Here is a 17,239-nt window from a genome sequence, read left to right as displayed (position 1 = left end):
TCATTCTAGCGCGGCATGCGCCGCAGTTCCAGCGCCGCACCGCAGGCGGCGGCGATGACAGCCTGCTTGCGGTACTGGCGGGCAGCCTGGCGCGGCGGATAGCCGCTGCCGGGCCGCAACACGCTTACGCCTGGCGAGCAGGGCGCGTGTTTTTATTTTTATCATACCCTTCATCGGCGCCGCCGAAAGTGGTTTTTAGAAAATTATTGAAGGGAATAATCAGGGGCACGGGGGTTTGCTTTACCACTTGCAACAGCTCGCCAAATTTTTGACGCGATGCAGCAAACTCACCCTTTGTCACAGTGTCGAATTTCTCCTGGGTTTCTTGAGCAACATCCTTTGCCTGGCGGCCATATGCACCGATGCGTTCGATGGCCAGTTGCGACTGCGTGCGCGACAGTTGCAGCAGCGCTTGCGGGTCCTTCACGGACAGCAGCTGATTGCCCGCCACCGTAGCGGCGGCCAGCGCCGTGCGGGCCGCGTCGAGTTGCAAGTCCAGCACGCTGGCGCCGCTGTCGACGGCGGCCTGAGCATACGCTTGTGCGCTGATCAATTGCGCTTCCATCACGGCCTTGCCGGCCAGTGCCCATTGTTCGGAAAATGAAAACATGTCGTTCCTCCCCAAAGAGTAGGCAGCGCCATGTTGCGCCGCACAGTACTCAACTGTAAGCGGTGGTTCATTGCTGAACCTTGATATTTATCAAGCTTTCCTGTTGGTTTGTTTCCAACTCAACGTTGATCAGGACAACAACTTGATACCGTCGAGCGAGGCCGCGCACTGCTCGCGTATCACGCTGACGAAATCGCGCACGTACGCCTTGTCCTGCAGATGCTCGGGCACGGACACGTACAAATCGCTCCACAGGCCGTGCTCGCCCACCGGGCGCGCCACCACATAATCGTAATCGACGTAATTCTTGATGGCCCAGTTCGGCAAAGCGGCGATGCCGCGCCGGCTCGCCACCAGCTGCAGCACGGCCACCGTCAATTCGGCCGTGCGGCGCTCAAACTGGATGCCGGCGGGCTTGAGCACTTCGCGGATCAGGTCGATGCGCTCTTCCGGCACGGGATAAGTGATCAGGGTCTCGCCCGCAAAGTCGGCCGCCATGAGCCGGCGCTGCGCCTGCAGACGGTGTTTCTGCGCCATCACCACCAGCATTTCAAAGCGGAACAGGGAGAATACGGTGAAATCGGGGCCATACGGCGAGCCGATCACGAGATCCGCCTCGCCCGAACGCAGCAAGTCCGCCGGTTCGCTATGAAAGCCGGAGACAAGATCGATCTCCACTTCCGGCCAGCGCTGGCGGAACGCATCCATCACGGGCATGAGCCAGTCGAAACAGGTATGACATTCGAGCGCCACGCGCAACTGCCCTTGGTCGCCCTGCGACAGGCGCGCCACGTCGCGCTCGGCCAGTTCGATCTCGGGCAACAGCTTGTCGGCCAGCTCCAGCAGCCGGCTGCCCGTGGCCGTAAACGCGATCGGCATCGACTTGCGCTCGAACAGGGGCGCCTTGTAGCGCTCTTCGAGCAAACGGATCTGGTGCGACAGGGCCGACTGGGTCAGGTTGAGCAGCTGCGCGGCGCGCACCAGGCTGCCGGACGAACGCAGGGCACTCAAGGTGCGCAGGTGGCGAATTTCTAGCATCGGGAAAGGGAATGATGTACGTGAATTATTTTCATGTTATTCGTCAAAATGTTTCGTTTTGATTATAGACCAAGTTGCCGCACACTCTAGCGCATTCACATTAAATCTCGATGACATCATGACCATTCGTACCCACATCCTTGGCTTTCCCCGTATCGGCGCCGCGCGCGAACTGAAATTGGCGCTGGAAAGCCACTGGCGCGGCGAGCTGTCCGAGGCGGCCCTGGAAGCGACGGGCCGGCAATTGCGCGCACGCCACTGGGCGCTGCAACGCGATGCCGGACTCGACTACGTCACCGTGGGCGACTTCGCCTTTTATGACCAGGTCGCCAGCCATATCCAGCTGCTCGGCTGCGAACCGTCCCGTTTCAACTTCACGCCGGAGCAATCGCCCCTGTCGCGCTATTTCACGATGGCGCGCGGTGAGGAAACGCACGCGGAGCACGCGGGCTGCTGCCACGGTCACGCGGAACACGAGGCCGGTCAGCACGCGCTGGAAATGACCAAGTGGTTTGACACCAATTACCATTATCTGGTGCCCGAATTGTCGCCGCAGACCCAGTTTTCCCTCGCTTGCGAGCGCCTGCTGGCGGAAGTGGCCGAGGCGCAGGCGCTGGGCCACCAGGTCAAGGCGGCCCTGATCGGCCCCCTCACCTTCCTCTGGCTGGGCAAGGAAAAGACACCAGGCTTCGACCGCCTGGCCCTGCTGGAACAATTGCTGCCCGTGTACGGCGCCCTGCTCGACCGCCTCAAGCAGCAAGGCGTGACGTGGGTGCAGGTCGACGAACCGATCCTGGGCCTGGACTTGCCCGGCGCGTGGCGCAGCGCTTTCGAGAGCGCCTACTGGCAGCTGAACCAGGTAGGCGTGAACATCCTGCTGGCCACGTATTTCTCGCCGCTGGAAGAAAACCTCAGCCTGACGTGCCGCCTGCCCGTGGCCGGCCTGCACGTGGACGGCATCCGCGCGCCGCATGAATTGACCGGCGTGGCGGACTGGTTGCCCGCACATAAAACCTTGTCGATCGGCATCGTCGATGGCCGCAATATCTGGCGCACCGACCTTGACGCGGCCCTGGCCGTACTGCAGCCGCTGGCGGCCAAGCGCAACGGCCAGCTGTGGCTGGCGCCGTCGTGTTCGCTGCTGCACGTGCCGTTCAGCCTGGAAGCGGAAACGGAACTCGACGGTGAAATCCGGACCTGGCTGGCGTTTGCCACGGAAAAACTGACGGAAATTGCGCTGCTCAAGGACGCGCTGGCAGGCCATCCTGATGACACAGCGCTGGCCGCATTGGCCGCGTCTCGCCTGGCCATCGCCGGCCGCCGCGCCAGCGCCCGCGTGCACCGGCCGCAAGTGGCGCAGCGCCTGCAGGCGCTGACGCCCACCGTGGACCGCCGCGATTCCAGCTTCCCGCTGCGCCAGGCCGTGCAGCGCGCGCGTTTCCAGCTGCCCGATTTCCCCACGACGACCATCGGCTCCTTCCCGCAGACGACGGCCATCCGCGCCGCGCGCGCCAGCCATAAACGGGGCGAACTGGCCATCGCCGACTACGAACGGCAGATGCGCGCCGAAATCGCCCACGCCGTGCGCCGCCAGGAAGCGCTGGGCCTGGACGTGCTCGTCCATGGCGAAGCGGAACGCAACGACATGGTCGAATACTTCGGAGAACAGCTCGACGGTTTTATCTTCACGCGCCACGGCTGGGTGCAATCGTACGGCTCGCGCTGCGTCAAGCCGCCCATCATCTACGGCGACGTGCAACGCCCGGCCGCCATGACCGTCAAATGGACGGTCCATGCGCAAAGCCTGACGAACAAACCGATGAAGGGTATGCTGACGGGGCCGGTGACCATCTTGCAATGGTCGTTCGTGCGCGACGACCAGCCGCGCGCCACAACGACACTGCAGCTGGCCCTGGCCATCCGCGACGAAGTGGCAGACCTGGAAACGGCCGGCATCGGCATCATCCAGATCGACGAGCCGGCCATCCGCGAAGGCTTGCCGCTGCGCCGCGGCCAATGGAATACTTACCTGGACTGGGCCACGCGCGCCTTCCGCATCGCCGCGTCCGTGGTCCATGACGCGACGCAGATCCATACGCACATGTGTTATGCGGAGTTCAACGACATCCTGCCGCAGATCGCCGCCATGGACGCGGACGTCATCACGATAGAGACGAGCCGCTCCGGCATGGAGTTGCTGACGGGCTTTGGGCAGTTCCGGTATCCGAACGAAATCGGCCCCGGCGTGTACGACATCCACTCGCCGCGCATCCCCTCGACCGTCGACATGGTGACATTGCTGCAAAAAGCCAGCGCCGTGATTCCGCCGGCCCATTTATGGGTCAACCCCGACTGCGGCCTCAAGACGCGGGGCTGGGTGGAAACGGAAGCGGCGTTAAAGAATATGGTCGCGGCGGCGCGGCAGATGCGTGCCGGATAAGCGCAACACTACCGTCCTGTCTGCTGCGCCCATAGCGCCATGGGGAAGCGGAGGCGACTGCGGTGCTGCCGCCATTCCCGCTTTCTCACATGAAAAGACTGTTCTTATACCGGCCTCAGCCAGGACATTGAAAAGCCATGTCAAATAAGTATGTGATTTGCCAGCCTTTTTTTCCTTGGCCGATATATATTCGGGCATGCTCCTTGCACCATCCCCGGTAAGAAGACAGGGCATCCCGGTTATCCGAAAAATCCGTCCATTGGGTATTTTTTAACGCCTCGTCGATTTCTCCGACATCTGGTTCTTCACTTAGCAGGCACGTCTCCGCAATCACCCCACCACTTGCGCTTCCACAGTCAACAATATATTTTTGCAGTGACGTTCCCTGTATTTTGAGCGAAAGATATAAATTTTTCGTCGATGGCGCTCTATATTTCTCTTCGAATAAAAGTAGAGTCATTAAAACTAAAACAAATAAGAACCCGAAAATATTCTTTTTCATCTTGCAAAGCCATGCATTTTTATTGTTGTGCCTGCGGAAGGCAAACCCTCCATTTCAGGCGATGATTTCTTGCGAGGACTTCCACCCACCAGATAAGCTGCATTTGTTCCATTATTAATGTTATCACAAGTACTTTAGGGCGGAGACGGCGCAGCAGATGCGCGCCGCTTGATCCTGGAACAGCGCCGTCAGGGCGCATTCTCGGCTGCGTTCGGGGCGCCGCCCGTTTTTTTTGACATGAAGTAGGTGTTGCCCTGCGGAATAGCATGCGCCAGGCCCCTGACGCCGATTTTTTTGCAGTAGAATGCAAGAAATTTACTGCTCCCATTGTTGCCGTACGGAACATCTGGCCTGCCGCAGTTTCACTTTGATAAATGTTTATGTCCAAAAGCCCGTCGCAGAAGCCTATCGAAATCAAGATTTCCACCGTCGTTGCTGTCTCCGCCATCATGCATAGCGCCGATACGCAGGCCCTCGATGCCGCCTTGCGCGACATGACGGGAGGCGTGGCCGACTTTTTCGAGGACGACCTGGCCGTGCTGGACGTGGCAGCCTTGCCGCCCGGCAGCGTGCCCATCGACTGGGCCGCTTTGGTCGCCCTGCTGAAAAAATACCGTTTGAATGCCGTGGCCGTGCGCAATGCGCCGGCCGACATGCATGACGCCATCCTGGCCCAGGGCTTGAGCCTCGACAGCGGCAAGACGCGCGACGATGCGCCGCCCAAGGATGGCCCCAAGGATACGCCCACGGCGGCGGCCCAGGCCGGCGCCGACGCCCAGGTGATGGTGATCGACACGCCCGTGCGGGCCGGCCAGCGCATTTACGCGCGCGGCTGCGACCTGATCATTACCGCTGTCGTCAACAATGGCGCCGAAATCATCGCCGATGGCAGCATCCACGTGTATTCCTCGCTGTACGGCCGCGCGCTGGCCGGCGCCTCGGGCAATCCCCAGGCGCGCATCTTCGCGCTGGCCATGGAACCGGAACTGGTCTCGATCGCCGGCGTGTACCGCACGTTCGAGGATGGTTTCCCCGCAGAAATGGCGCGCGGACCCGCGCAAATTCGTTTGGCTGGAGACAGAATCGATATACACTCTGTCAATCCGGTCACTCCCGTGAACCGCTCTTAAGCTGCACAATTCAAGAGATATCTGAAAAGGATTATTTGTGGCAAGAATTATTGTTGTGACGTCCGGCAAGGGCGGTGTCGGCAAGACGACCTCTAGCGCCAGTTTTTCCACTGGCCTGGCCATGCGCGGTCACAAGACAGCCGTGCTCGACTTCGACGTGGGCCTGCGTAACCTCGACCTGATCATGGGTTGCGAGCGCCGCGTCGTCTACGACCTGATCAATGTGATCAATAAAGAGGCCACCCTGAACCAGGCCCTGATCAAGGACAAGCACTGCGACAACCTGTTCATCCTGCCCGCGTCGCAGACGCGCGACAAGGATGCCTTGTCGGAAGAAGGCGTGGAACGCGTGTTGAACGACCTGATCAACATGGGTTTCGAGTTCATCATCTGCGATTCGCCGGCCGGCATCGAGCATGGCGCGCTGATGGCGCTGACGTTCGCCGACGAAGCCATCATCGTCACCAACCCGGAAGTGTCGTCGGTGCGCGATTCGGACCGCATCCTCGGCATCCTGCAAGCCAAGTCGCGCCGCGCGCAGACGGGCGGCGAGCCGGTCAAGGAACATCTCTTGATTACCCGCTACTCGCCGAAACGCGTGGAATCGGATGAAATGCTGTCCTACCAGGACGTGCAGGAAATCCTGCGCATCCCGCTGGTGGGCATCATTCCGGAATCGGAGCAAGTGCTAGCCGCCTCGAACCAGGGCAACCCGGCCATCCATTTCACGGGCACGGACGTGGCGCAAGCCTATGAAGACGTGGTCTCGCGTTTCCTCGGCGAAGAAGTCGAGCTGCGCTTTACCAACTATGAAAAGCCTGGATTACTCCAGCGCATTTTTGGGGCGAAGTGATATGGCCTTGCTTTCTTTCCTCTTCCCCCCCAAGCCGAAGACGGCCACCGCGGCCAAGGAACGCCTGCAGATCATCATCGCCCGCGAACGCAGCGGACGCGATGGTCCGGACTTCCTGCCCGCCCTGCACAAGGAATTGATCGCCGTCATTTCCAAGTACACCAAGGTCAATGCCGACGACATCAAGATTTCGCTGGACCGCCAGGGCAACCTGGAGGTGCTCGACGTCAACGTGGTGCTGCCGGACGCGTAATAGTTAATCCGGCCTCACTGTGAGCAATTCCTGCGCCACCGCGGCGCAGGCGTTCACGTGCTGGTTGCCGATCTGGCGGAAAACGGCGTAGCCGATGGCTGCCGCCACCGCCTGGCCGGCAAACGGCACGAAGCGCGCCACCTGCTTGGTGGCTATCTTGACCCCACTGCGCTTGAGCAGGTGGAGTATCAGTTCGCGCGACACCAGCTTTCCTACCAGCATGCCCCCCATGCCCACCGCCGCGCGGTAGGCCATCATCTTGAACTGCGGATTCAGGCGCTCGATCTGCTCGGGCGTGAGGCCGAATTCGTGGTTGATATCGTTGATCAGCATGGAAAACAGGCCCACGTCGGACATCAGGTCGACGCCGGGAATGGGAATGGCCGAGGCGCCCGCCGACATCATGGCGCGCCGCTGCACCAGGCGCCGGCAACGCTCGCGCACTTGCTCGATTTCCGCACGACTGGCCGGTATCAATGTCCAATCGGTAGTGCTCTTGTCTGACATGGCCGCTTCTCCACTGGTAGGGGTAGATGAACAAGTGTAACGTAAAGGCTCTGCCCTCCGATTTCACTGGACACAGTTGCAATCTCTGTTATATTTCACTTGAGCATTCCTTAACATTACGATAAGCAGAGCAGACCGTCTGTTTGTTGCTACACACTCCAGCCAATTATGCGAATTGCCGTACTCGATAGCGACCATAGCCAGGCAGAACTGATCTGCCAGGTGCTCACCGCCGCCGGCCACGCTTGCCACGAGTTTCAGAGTGGTAAGGAAATGCTGGGGCAACTGCGCAAGGACAGTTGCGACATGCTCATCCTCGACTGGCATGTGAGCGATCTGGACGGTGCGGAAGTCTTGCGCCGTGCCCGCGAAAAACTGGCGCCGAAGGCGCCCGTGTTGTTTATGACCAACAGTTCCGGCGAAGACGATGTGGTGGCGGGCATGACGGCCGGCGCCGACGACTACATGATCAAGCCCCTGCGGCGCAGCGAACTGACCTTGCGCACCCAGGCGCTGCTGCGCGTGGCCTATCCTGCCCAGAATGGCGCCGAGTACTTGCAATTCGGTCATTACACATTTGAAACCCGCCCCGGCCGCCTGCTGCGCGATGGCGAAGTGCTGGACGTGACGCACAAGGAATTCGCCCTGGCGCTGCTGTTTTTCCGCAACCTGGGGCGGCCCCTGTCGCGTGCCTACATCCACGAAGCCGTGTGGCAGCGCGACACAGCCCTGCCCTCGCGCACCATGGATACCCACGTCTCGCGCGTGCGCAACAAGTTGCAGCTGAAACCGGAACACGGCTACAGGCTCGTGCCCGTCTACAGCTACGGTTATCGCCTGGAAAAACTGGGCGGCTGAACGGCGGCAAAAAGGCTGACCTGCTCAAAGCGCGGGCACAAAGCGTTATAATGTCGGCATAAGTCATCCCAACTGCCCTGAAATGCAACTGCTCGCCGTCGGCCTCAACCATACCACCGCCCCAGTGTCGCTCCGCGAACAGCTGGCGTTTGCGCCTGAGCACTTGGGTTCGGCGGTGATGGCGGCGCGCACCTGGTTCCAGCGCATCGACTTGCGCGACAACGACGAAGCGGCCATCCTGTCGACGTGCAACCGCACCGAGCTGTATGCGGCCAGCCACGTGCCCAATCCGCTCGACGCGGGCGCGCATTTCCTGGCCGACTACCACCAGCTCAATTACAGCGAGCTGCGCCCGCACTTATATATGCTGCCGCAGCACGATGCCGTGCGCCACACCTTCCGCGTCGCCTCCGGGCTCGACTCGATGGTGCTGGGCGAAACGCAGATCCTGGGGCAGATCAAGGACGCGATCCGCACGGCCGACGAGGCGGGCGGCCTGGGCACGTATCTGCACCAGTTGTTCCAGCGCAGCTTTTCCGTCGCCAAGGAAGTGCGCAGCAGCACGGAAATCGGCGCCCACAGCGTGTCCATGGCGGCGGCCGCCGTGCGCCTGTCGCAGCGCATCTTCGACAAGATTGCCGAGCAGAACGTGCTGTTCATCGGCGCCGGCGAAATGATTGAATTGTGCGCCACGCACTTTGCGGCGCAAAACCCGAAAAGCATCACCATTGCCAACCGCACCATGGAGCGGGGCGAGGAACTGGCGCACCGCTTCAACGGCAAGGCCATCCGCCTGGCCGACTTGCCGGAGCAGCTGCACCAGTTCGACATCGTCATCTCGTGCACGGCGTCATCGTTGCCGCTGCTGGGCCTGGGCCTGGTCGAGCGCGCCATCAAGGCACGCCGCCACAAGCCCATGTTCATGGTCGACCTGGCCGTACCGCGCGACATCGAGGCCGAAGTGGGCCGTTTGAACGACGTCTTCCTGTACACAGTCGACGACCTGGGCAAGGTCGTGCAGACGGGCCTGGAAAGCCGGCAAGCGGCCGTGGCGCAAGCCGAATCCATCATCGAGACGCGCGTGCAATCGTTCATGAGCTGGGTCGACGACCGCGCCATGGTGCCCGTCATCCAGCATTTGCATGAAAACAGCGAATCGTTGCGCCTGATGGAAGTGGAACGGGCACGCAAGATGCTGGCCAAGGGCGCCGACATCGACGCCGTCCTCGAAGCGCTGTCGAAAGGCTTGACGGCCAAGTTCCTGCACGGCCCGCAGCAGGCGCTGCACCATGCGCAAGGCGACGAGCGCAAGCAGCTGGTCACCCTGCTGCCAAAACTGTTCCGCCCCCGCCGTTAGCGCAGCCCGCTGGCCGCCCGCGCGGCCGCCCCCTGCCCGCCTGCCGGGCCTGCTTCATCCCCACACTCTTTTACCGCGAATCGCTATGAAACCATCCATGCTGGCCAAACTCGATCAACTGGCGAACCGCCTGGTCGAACTCGACGAACTGCTGATGCACCCGGACGCCACGTCGAACATGGACAGCTACCGCAAGATGACGCGCGAGCACGCCGAACTGGGCCCGCTCGTGGCCCTGTACCGTTCCTACCAGGAAGCGGGCAACGACATCGCCACGGCGCAAGAGATGCTGGGCGACCCGGACATGAAGGAATTCGCCCAGGAAGAAATCGAGGCGGCGAAAGCCACCATGACGCGGCTGGAACGCGAACTGCAGACCATGCTGTTGCCGAAGGACGTCAATGACGAGCGCAACATCTTCCTGGAAATTCGCGCCGGCACGGGCGGCGACGAATCGGCCCTGTTCGCCGGCGACCTGCTGCGCATGTACACGCGCTTTGCCGAGCGCAACCGCTGGCAGGTGGAACTCGTGTCCTCGTCCGATTCCGACCTGGGCGGCTACCGCGAAGTGATCGTGCGCGTGGTGGGCAATGGCGCGTATTCGAAGCTGAAATTCGAATCGGGCGGCCACCGCGTGCAGCGCGTGCCGGCCACGGAAACGCAAGGGCGCATCCATACCTCGGCCTGCACGGTGGCCGTGATGCCGGAAGCGGACGAGGTCGAAGACGTCAACATCAATCCGGCCGACCTGCGCATCGATACCTACCGCGCCTCGGGCGCCGGTGGCCAGCACATCAACAAGACGGATTCCGCCGTGCGCATCACCCACTTGCCGACCGGCATCGTGGTCGAATGCCAGGATGACCGCAGCCAGCACAAGAACAAGGCGCAGGCGATGAAAGTGCTGGCCGCGCGCATCAAGGACGTGCAGCTGCGCGAACAGCAGTCAAAGGAAGCGGCCACGCGCAAGAGCCTGATCGGTTCGGGCGACCGCAGCGAGCGCATCCGCACTTACAATTTCCCGCAAGGTCGCCTGACGGACCACCGCATCAATCTGACCTTGTACAAGCTCGACTTCATCATGGATGGGGATTTGACGGAGTTGACGAATGCGCTGGCGGCGGAGCACCAGGCTGAGCTTTTAGCGGCGCTCGGTGACTAAACGCTGACGCCATTGCGTCGACTTACGCTGCGCTAAGCCGACCTACGCCGACCACCCCGCAGTTGTAGGCCGGCTTGGCGCGCAGCGCGTAAGCCGACAGCTTTAAGTAGCGGCTAAGCAATAAAAATCTAGCCTTGTGCGAAAATGACCTGCTCGATTCCATCCACCTCACCGTGTCGCCCATGAAAAATTCACGCACCGTCCTCCTGTCGATCGCCGCCCTGTGTTTCCTGATGCTGGGTGTGGCCATGTATTTGCAGCATGCCATGAACATGGCGCCGTGCCCGCTGTGCGTGATCCAGCGCTACCTGTTCCTCGCCATCGGCATCGCCTGCCTGGCTGGCGCGGCAGCCCACCGTCCAAAGATCGGCGCGGGCGTCGGCTTGCTGGCGGCCTTGGGCGGCCTGGGCGTGGGCGCCAAGCATTTGTACGTGCTGGCCAACCCCGGCTTCTCGTGCGGCATCGACCCGGTGGAAACGGCGCTGAACAAGGTCTTCACGGCCCAACTCATGCCCTTCATGTTTGAATCGTACGGCGCCTGCGAAAGTGCCGGCGAACCGTTTTTCGGCCTGTCGATCCCGCAATGGGCATTCGCCTGGTTCGCCATCATCGCCATCGCCATGCTGTGGACCTTGCTGCGCCGTCAGAAATAATTGAAAGCACCATGCCAGAAATCTTGATTCCCGCCGGCAGCACTGTCGGCGCCCTGCAAATCCGTCCGCTGCTCGATCCGCTCGATAACCGCATCCTGCTGGGCCACGCGCTGGGCCTGTCGCGCGTGAGCCTGATCACGCAATCGGAGCGTGTGCTCACTGCCGATGAAGCCGAACGCCTGTCGGGCTTGCTGGCGCGTCGCCTGCAGGGCGAACCGGTCGCCTACATCGTCGGCCAGCGCGAATTTTTCGGCCTGCCGTTCGAAGTGAACGACGCCGTGCTGATCCCCCGCCCCGACACGGAAGTGCTGGTGGAACTGGCGCTCGAGCGCCTGCCACCGGGCGGACGGGTGCTCGACATGGGCACGGGCAGCGGCGCCATCGCCGTTGCGCTCGCGCACACGCGGCCCGACGCCGTCGTCACGGCCCTGGACGTGAGCAGCGCGGCGCTGGCCGTGGCGCGCCGCAACGCCAGCGCCAACGGCGTCAACATCACCTTCATGGCCAGCGACTGGTTCGAAGCGCTGGGCACGGAAAAGTTCGACCTGATCGTCTCGAATCCCCCCTACATCGCCAGCGGCGACCGCCACCTGGCCGAAGGCGATCTGCGCTTCGAACCGGCGGGCGCGCTGACCGACCACGCGGACGGCTTGTCGGCCCTGCGCACCATCGTTTCCGGCGCCGCGCGCCACCTGGCCTCAGGCGCCTGGCTGCTGATGGAGCACGGCTACGACCAGGCGGCATCCGTGCGCGCCTTGCTGGCCGACGCCGGCTACAACAAAGTGCAAAGCTGGCGCGACCTGGCCGGCATCGAACGGGTCAGCGGCGCCCGCCTGGGCTAACGGCCGCCACGTGCGCAAAGCTTGACCCGGCAGCGCGCCAGATCCCCCCGCAGTTTGTTAAACTATCAAGCGAATTCCTGACCGAAGCGCCGTCCCCGTTGCTCGGGGCGGACGCTGGCGACGCGGCGTTTTTTGGGCCGGCGCCGACGCATTTGCCAAAATTCGGTTAATCTCAGCACAAATTATTTATATGCTGCACAAGAAAGGAAGCTCAAATTGCCCAACCTGTTGACTCGCCGCCTGGCATTGCTGACCGAAGATGCCAACCGCGCGCTGCTGGGCGGCTTGCGCGGCATCGAGCGTGAAACCCTGCGCGTCGACCACGCCGGCCATCTGGCTTCCACGCCCCATCCCGCCGCCCTGGGCTCGGCGCTGACGCACCCTGAAATCACCACCGACTACGCCGAAGCGCTGCTCGAATTCATCACGCCGGCCGAAGCCGACATCGGCGTCACGCTCGACAAGCTCGACACCGTGCACCGCCACGCCTACAGCCGCCTCGGCGACGAGTTGCTGTGGAGCCAGTCGATGCCGTGCCAGCTGCCGCCCGAAGCGGACATCGAGATCGCCAACTACGGCAGCTCGAACATGGGCATGCTCAAGCACGTCTACCGGCGCGGCCTGGCCTTGCGCTATGGCAAAGCCATGCAATGCATCGCCGGCATCCATTACAACTATTCGCTCGACGAGCGGTTGTGGCAAGTGTTGGCCAGCAATCCGGACACCAGCGCCAGCGCCACGCAGGCGGCAGCCACGCCGAAAGACGTGCAGTCGGAAAGCTATCTGGCGACGATCCGCAATTTCCGCCGCTACAGCTGGCTCTTGATGTACCTGTTTGGCGCTTCGCCGGCCCTGTCCGCCGGTTTCCTGCGCGGCCGCGCGCACAAGCTCGACACCTTGTCCGACGACACGCTGTTCCTGCCTTACGCCACCAGCCTGCGCATGAGCGACCTCGGCTACCAGAACGACGCCCAGTCGGGCCTGCGCCCGCACGAAAACAGCCTGGAAGATTACGTCAACGCGCTCACGCACGCCGTCAACGACCCGTATCCGCCGTATGCGGCGCTGGGCACGAAGAAGGATGGCGAGTGGATACAATTGTCCACCAACGTGCTGCAGATCGAAAATGAATACTATTCGACCATCCGCCCGAAGCGCGTGATCCGCACGGGCGAGCGTCCGATACAAGCCCTGTGCCTGCGCGGCGTGCAATACATCGAAGTGCGCTGCATGGACGTCGACCCGTTCGAACCGGTCGGCATCAGCCTGGAAACGGGCCGCTTCCTCGACGCATTTTTGCTGTTCTGCGCGCTCGACGACAGCGGTCCCATCTCGGCCGAGCAAAGCGCCTGCTACACGAACAATTTCGCGCGCACCGTCAAGGAAGGCCGCAAGCCGGGCCTAACCCTGCGCCGCGATGGCGAAGACATCGGCTTGCAGGCGTGGGGCGAGGAACTGCTCGCGCGCATCGCCCCCGTGGCAGCCCTGCTCGACTCTCGCCATGGCGGCACGCAGCACGCGGACAGCCTGGCGGCCCAAGCCGTCAAACTGGCCAACCCGGACGCGACGCCGTCGGCAAAGGTATTGGCCGAGCTGCGCGCCAACGGCGGCTCGTTTGCCGCCTTCGGCCTGCGGCAAAGCGAACGCCATGCGGCGTTTTTCCGCGCGCATCCGCCCACACCCGAGCAAAGCGCGTATTTCGACGCGATGGCCGCCAGCTCGCTGGCCGAGCAGCGCGCCATGGAAGCGGCGCCAGCCGGCAGCTTCGACGATTTCGTCGCCGCCTACCGCGCCAGCACCCTGTGCTCGCACACCTGATCCTGCCCGACTTTCCGCCTGGCGCCCCATGCTGACCTTCTACAATGAATTGCACGGCCAGCACCGGGGCCGCTTCGAGATGTTTCGCGGGACCATGGTGCCCTGCTTCGAAACGCCCGAGCGGGCCGACATGGTGGTGGCCGAGCTGGGGCGGCGCAACCTGGGCCGCATCGTCACGCCGCACGGCGTGCCGCTGACGTCATTGGAGCGCATCCACACGCCCCGCTACCTGCATTTCCTGCGCCACGCCTGGCACGACTGGCTGGCGCTCGATCCGGATAATGCGGGCAAGGACGCGCTGCCCTCCGTGTGGCCCGTGCGCACCCTGCGCAGCGATATCGAACCGGACGACTTCACGGCCAAGCTGGGCCTGTACTCGATGGACAACGGCACGCCGCTGACGGCCGGCACGTGGACGGCGGCCAAGACGGGCGCCGACTGCGCCGTCAACGCGGCCCACGCGCTGCGCCTGGGTGAACGGGCCACGTTTGCCCTGACGCGCCCGCCCGGCCACCACGCGGGCAGCGATTTCTTTGGCGGCTACTGTTTTCTGAACAACGCGGCCCTGGCCGCGCAGCATCTGCTCGACGACGGCGCCCGCAAGGTCGCCATCCTCGATATCGATTACCACCACGGCAACGGCACGCAAAGCATCTTTTACCAGCGCGATGACGTGCTGTTCGCCTCGATCCACGCCGACCCGCGCAATGAATATCCGTTTTACCTGGGCCATGCGGATGAAACGGGCAGCGGCGCGGGACTCGGCTACAACGTCAACCTGCCGCTGCCGGCCGGCAGCACCACGGCCAGCTGGTTCGCGGCGCTGGAAACGGCCTGCCTGCGCATCAATATGTACGCACCCGACGCGCTGGTGGTCTCGCTCGGTGTCGACACCTTCGCCGGCGACCCGCTGTCGCACTTCGCCCTGCAAAGCGGCGACTACCTGCGCGTGGGCGAGCGCCTCGCACATTTGAATTTGCCCACCGCCTTCATCCTCGAAGGCGGCTATGCGGTGAAGGAAATCGGCATCAATGTCGTCAATGTGCTGGAAGGCTTCGAGACGGCGGAATAATTCTGGGGTCAGCCCCCCGTCCACGTTGACGGTGAGCCTGGCGTTAGCAGTGTTGAGGGTCTGACCCCGGCTTTAGCAGCGCTACATATTCCGGAACAAACTCATAAACGGCTGGCTCACGGCCAGGGTTTCCGGCCGCGTCTTCAGGCGCAAGACACCGCGTCCCACCTCGTCGCGCGTCACGGACGCCACCATCTTCATGTTGACGATGGTGGAGCGGTGGATCTGCTTGAAGATGGCCGGGTCGAGCACGTCGAGCAGTTCGCGGATCGGCTTGCGCAGCAGCGCCTCGCCGTCCGCCGTCATGACGGCCGTGTACTTGGTGTCGGATTGAAAATAGGCGATGTCTTCCACCATGATCAGCCGCGTATCCTTGCCGCTGCTGGCCGTCAGCCACACCAGCGGCGGCGACTTGGCGGCGGCCGGCAAAGCACTGCTCAATTGCTGCAGCAGGCCGGCCAGCGCGCCATCGCCCGCCCGGGCCTTGCCGGCCCGCGCCCGCACGCGCTGCAAGGTCGCTTGCAGGCGCTCGCGGGCGATCGGTTTCAATACATAATCGACGGCGCCCTTGTCGAAGGCATCGATCGCGTACTGGTCGTAGGCCGTGACGAACACCACCTGCGTGGCGGGACTCGCTTCGAGCGCGCCGGCCGCCACTTCCAGCCCCGTCAGGCCCGGCATGCGGATGTCGAGGAAGGCGACGTCGGGCTTGTGCGTGGCGATGGCCTCGAGCGCCGTGCCGCCGTCGTCGCAGGCGGCGACGATGCGCAAGTAGGGCCACTCTTCGGCCAGCAGGGCCACGAGCGCATCGCGCAGCAGGGTTTCATCTTCGGCGATGACGCAAGTCATCTCAGGCTGATGCATACGATACTCCTTGCGCCGTGCTGTCCGGTACCGTGATGGTGGCTGTCACGCCATCGGGGAAATTGGCGACAATGGCAAACGCGGCGGCATTGCCGTAGGTCAGGCGCAGGCGTTCGCGCACATTGCGCAGGCCGATGCCCGTGCCGGCGCCATCGTCGCTGAAGCCCTTGCCGTCGTCGGCCACCGTGACGATCACCGTGCCGTCGCCGCTGCGCGCCATGATCCAGATGGTGCCGCCGCCGCTTTTCGGCTCCAGGCCATGCTTGATGGCGTTTTCCACCAGGGTTTGCAGCATCATCGGCGGCAGTTCCACCTGGCGCAGGTATTGCGGCACTTCGATCTGCAGGTTCAAACGCCCGCCCATGCGGATTTTCAAAATATCGAGATAGGCGCGCGCCCGTTCCAGTTCCGTGCCCAGGGTCGACATGGCTTGCTCCGTGCGCGGCAGCGAGTGACGCAGGTACAAAATCAGGTTGCCCAGCATCTCGTCGGCGCGCACGGGGTCGCTGCGCGTGAGCAGCTGCGCGCTGGCCAGGGTGTTGTACAGGAAGTGCGGCTCGACCTGCGCATGCAGCAGGCTCAGTTTGGCCACCGTGAGTTCCTTTTCCGTCACCGTCTGGCGCGCCTCGGCCTGCTCGCCGCGCCGGCGCTGCGCCACGCGGCGCGTCATCGCCCGCGTCACCGCTTCCGCGTTTTCCAGGTTGCTGCCATGGTCGACGAGGAACCAGTCGGTCCAGGCATTGCGCGCCGGCTCGCAGATCAGGGTCACGCTGCCCGCCTCGCCATTCGGCGTGACGGTGGCGAGGATCTGGTTCGGCCGCGGCTCGAGGAAACCGAGCACGCGCATGCGGGGCAAGCCCGTGTGCGTGTACGGCGCGGCACGGCGCACTCTAGCCTGCACCTGCAGGCTGTCACGCGCGCTTTCGACTACTTCGCTGCCCGGCAATTCGCGGATGGCCGCGTCGATCATGTCGAACGCCTCGCCCGCCTCGAACGGAATCTCGATCTGGCGCCGCTGACGGCTCGATAGGGTGCCGGCATTGACGGCGCCGGCGATCAGGCGCACGCGCCGCACGTGCGAAAACGCATTCGTGATGACGGCGCTGGCCAGCAGCGCGCCGACGATGACAAAGAAGCCTTCCGTATGCCCGAAGATATGGCGCAGGAAATTCTCCACCAGGATCGCCGTGGCGATGATGTACGTGACCATCGTGGCCAAGGTGATGCGCAGGATAAAGAAGAGGCTAGTCATGATTTTTCCTTGGGGTGTGAAGTGGGCC

General features: G+C 63.0%; 17 protein-coding genes. 11 read left to right on the top strand and 6 right to left on the bottom strand.

The window, feature by feature from the left end:
- Positions 1-124: 124 nt before the first annotated feature.
- Positions 125-610 (bottom strand): phasin family protein, encoded by a 486-nt coding sequence (locus tag CLU90_RS19360; RefSeq protein WP_092713328.1) that lies wholly within the window; start codon positions 608-610, stop codon positions 125-127.
- A gap of 129 nt (positions 611-739) precedes the next feature.
- Positions 740-1,648, bottom strand: coding sequence for a LysR family transcriptional regulator (locus tag CLU90_RS19355; RefSeq protein WP_100428710.1), 909 nt, complete (start codon positions 1,646-1,648; stop codon positions 740-742).
- 118 nt (positions 1,649-1,766) lie between these two features.
- Here CLU90_RS19355 and metE point away from each other — a divergent pair, with 118 nt between their 5' ends.
- Entirely contained in the window at positions 1,767-4,088 is a 2,322-nt protein-coding gene (gene metE, locus CLU90_RS19350; protein ID WP_100428709.1) for a 5-methyltetrahydropteroyltriglutamate--homocysteine S-methyltransferase, read from the top strand.
- Positions 4,089-4,203: 115 nt separating this feature from the next.
- Here metE and CLU90_RS29390 read toward each other — a convergent pair whose 3' ends face one another.
- Positions 4,204-4,590: a hypothetical protein gene (locus CLU90_RS29390; RefSeq protein WP_157808859.1), complete on the bottom strand. Its 387-nt coding sequence runs from the start codon at positions 4,588-4,590 to the stop codon at positions 4,204-4,206.
- A 380-nt stretch (positions 4,591-4,970) separates the two neighbouring features.
- Here CLU90_RS29390 and minC point away from each other — a divergent pair, with 380 nt between their 5' ends.
- The 3 genes from minC to minE are packed head-to-tail and all read left to right on the top strand — an operon-like array spanning position 4,971 to position 6,826.
- Entirely contained in the window at positions 4,971-5,720 is a 750-nt protein-coding gene (minC, locus tag CLU90_RS19345) for a septum site-determining protein MinC (RefSeq protein ID WP_092713322.1), read from the top strand.
- A gap of 37 nt (positions 5,721-5,757) precedes the next feature.
- Entirely contained in the window at positions 5,758-6,573 is an 816-nt protein-coding gene (gene minD, locus CLU90_RS19340; RefSeq protein ID WP_034752889.1) for a septum site-determining protein MinD, read from the top strand.
- Between the two features lies 1 nt (position 6,574).
- Positions 6,575-6,826 (top strand): cell division topological specificity factor MinE, encoded by a 252-nt coding sequence (minE, locus tag CLU90_RS19335; RefSeq protein WP_034752886.1) that lies wholly within the window; start codon positions 6,575-6,577, stop codon positions 6,824-6,826.
- A gap of 3 nt (positions 6,827-6,829) precedes the next feature.
- Here minE and CLU90_RS19330 read toward each other — a convergent pair whose 3' ends face one another.
- Positions 6,830-7,333, bottom strand: coding sequence for a hypothetical protein (locus tag CLU90_RS19330; RefSeq protein ID WP_092713320.1), 504 nt, complete (start codon positions 7,331-7,333; stop codon positions 6,830-6,832).
- A gap of 168 nt (positions 7,334-7,501) precedes the next feature.
- Here CLU90_RS19330 and CLU90_RS19325 point away from each other — a divergent pair, with 168 nt between their 5' ends.
- The 7 genes from CLU90_RS19325 (at position 7,502) to CLU90_RS19295 (ending at position 15,095) form a co-directional block, all read left to right on the top strand.
- Positions 7,502-8,191, top strand: a complete 690-nt coding sequence (locus tag CLU90_RS19325; RefSeq protein WP_046681910.1) for a response regulator transcription factor — start codon at positions 7,502-7,504, stop codon at positions 8,189-8,191.
- Between the two features lie 82 nt (positions 8,192-8,273).
- A complete protein-coding gene (hemA, locus tag CLU90_RS19320) occupies positions 8,274-9,548 on the top strand; it encodes a glutamyl-tRNA reductase (protein WP_100428708.1) in 1,275 nt (424 codons plus the stop codon).
- An 85-nt stretch (positions 9,549-9,633) separates the two neighbouring features.
- Positions 9,634-10,710 (top strand): peptide chain release factor 1, encoded by a 1,077-nt coding sequence (prfA, locus tag CLU90_RS19315; RefSeq protein ID WP_092713316.1) that lies wholly within the window; start codon positions 9,634-9,636, stop codon positions 10,708-10,710.
- 134 nt (positions 10,711-10,844) lie between these two features.
- Positions 10,845-11,363 (top strand): disulfide bond formation protein B, encoded by a 519-nt coding sequence (locus tag CLU90_RS19310; protein ID WP_332870871.1) that lies wholly within the window; start codon positions 10,845-10,847, stop codon positions 11,361-11,363.
- An 11-nt stretch (positions 11,364-11,374) separates the two neighbouring features.
- Positions 11,375-12,205, top strand: coding sequence for a peptide chain release factor N(5)-glutamine methyltransferase (gene prmC / locus CLU90_RS19305; protein ID WP_100428707.1), 831 nt, complete (start codon positions 11,375-11,377; stop codon positions 12,203-12,205).
- Between the two features lie 216 nt (positions 12,206-12,421).
- Positions 12,422-14,023 (top strand): glutamate--cysteine ligase, encoded by a 1,602-nt coding sequence (gshA, locus tag CLU90_RS19300; protein ID WP_100428706.1) that lies wholly within the window; start codon positions 12,422-12,424, stop codon positions 14,021-14,023.
- A 28-nt stretch (positions 14,024-14,051) separates the two neighbouring features.
- Complete coding sequence (locus CLU90_RS19295; RefSeq protein WP_058049326.1) at positions 14,052-15,095, top strand: histone deacetylase family protein; 1,044 nt, start codon at positions 14,052-14,054, stop codon at positions 15,093-15,095.
- 81 nt (positions 15,096-15,176) lie between these two features.
- Here CLU90_RS19295 and CLU90_RS19290 read toward each other — a convergent pair whose 3' ends face one another.
- The gene (locus tag CLU90_RS19290; protein WP_100428705.1) at positions 15,177-15,959 is read right to left on the bottom strand and encodes a LytR/AlgR family response regulator transcription factor; all 783 of its coding nucleotides are present in this window, start codon (positions 15,957-15,959) and stop codon (positions 15,177-15,179) included.
- Entirely contained in the window at positions 15,946-17,211 is a 1,266-nt protein-coding gene (locus CLU90_RS19285) for a histidine kinase (RefSeq protein WP_100428704.1), read from the bottom strand. The genes CLU90_RS19290 and CLU90_RS19285 overlap by 14 nt, the downstream gene beginning before the upstream one ends.
- Positions 17,212-17,239: the final 28 nt, after the last annotated feature.

The sequence above is a fragment of the Janthinobacterium sp. 67 genome (assembly GCF_002797895.1).
Taxonomy (GTDB): Bacteria; Pseudomonadota; Gammaproteobacteria; order Burkholderiales; family Burkholderiaceae_D; genus Janthinobacterium.
This window is presented reverse-complemented; position numbering and strand designations above follow the sequence as displayed.

Excerpts from the sequence above, each read along its gene's own strand:
- CLU90_RS19360 (WP_092713328.1), bottom strand. The coding sequence starts at position 610 with ATGTTTTCATTTTCCGAACAATGGGCACTGGCCGGCAAGGCCGTGATG.
- CLU90_RS19325 (WP_046681910.1), top strand. The coding sequence starts at position 7,502 with ATGCGAATTGCCGTACTCGATAGCGACCATAGCCAGGCAGAACTGATC.
- prfA (WP_092713316.1), top strand. The coding sequence starts at position 9,634 with ATGAAACCATCCATGCTGGCCAAACTCGATCAACTGGCGAACCGCCTG.
- CLU90_RS19355 (WP_100428710.1), bottom strand. The coding sequence starts at position 1,648 with ATGCTAGAAATTCGCCACCTGCGCACCTTGAGTGCCCTGCGTTCGTCC.
- CLU90_RS29390 (WP_157808859.1), bottom strand. The coding sequence starts at position 4,590 with ATGAAAAAGAATATTTTCGGGTTCTTATTTGTTTTAGTTTTAATGACT.
- prmC (WP_100428707.1), top strand. The coding sequence starts at position 11,375 with ATGCCAGAAATCTTGATTCCCGCCGGCAGCACTGTCGGCGCCCTGCAA.
- CLU90_RS19330 (WP_092713320.1), bottom strand. The coding sequence starts at position 7,333 with ATGTCAGACAAGAGCACTACCGATTGGACATTGATACCGGCCAGTCGT.
- CLU90_RS19285 (WP_100428704.1), bottom strand. The coding sequence starts at position 17,211 with ATGACTAGCCTCTTCTTTATCCTGCGCATCACCTTGGCCACGATGGTC.
- minE (WP_034752886.1), top strand. The coding sequence starts at position 6,575 with ATGGCCTTGCTTTCTTTCCTCTTCCCCCCCAAGCCGAAGACGGCCACC.
- hemA (WP_100428708.1), top strand. The coding sequence starts at position 8,274 with ATGCAACTGCTCGCCGTCGGCCTCAACCATACCACCGCCCCAGTGTCG.
- metE (WP_100428709.1), top strand. The coding sequence starts at position 1,767 with ATGACCATTCGTACCCACATCCTTGGCTTTCCCCGTATCGGCGCCGCG.
- minC (WP_092713322.1), top strand. The coding sequence starts at position 4,971 with ATGTCCAAAAGCCCGTCGCAGAAGCCTATCGAAATCAAGATTTCCACC.
- CLU90_RS19295 (WP_058049326.1), top strand. The coding sequence starts at position 14,052 with ATGCTGACCTTCTACAATGAATTGCACGGCCAGCACCGGGGCCGCTTC.
- CLU90_RS19290 (WP_100428705.1), bottom strand. The coding sequence starts at position 15,959 with ATGCATCAGCCTGAGATGACTTGCGTCATCGCCGAAGATGAAACCCTG.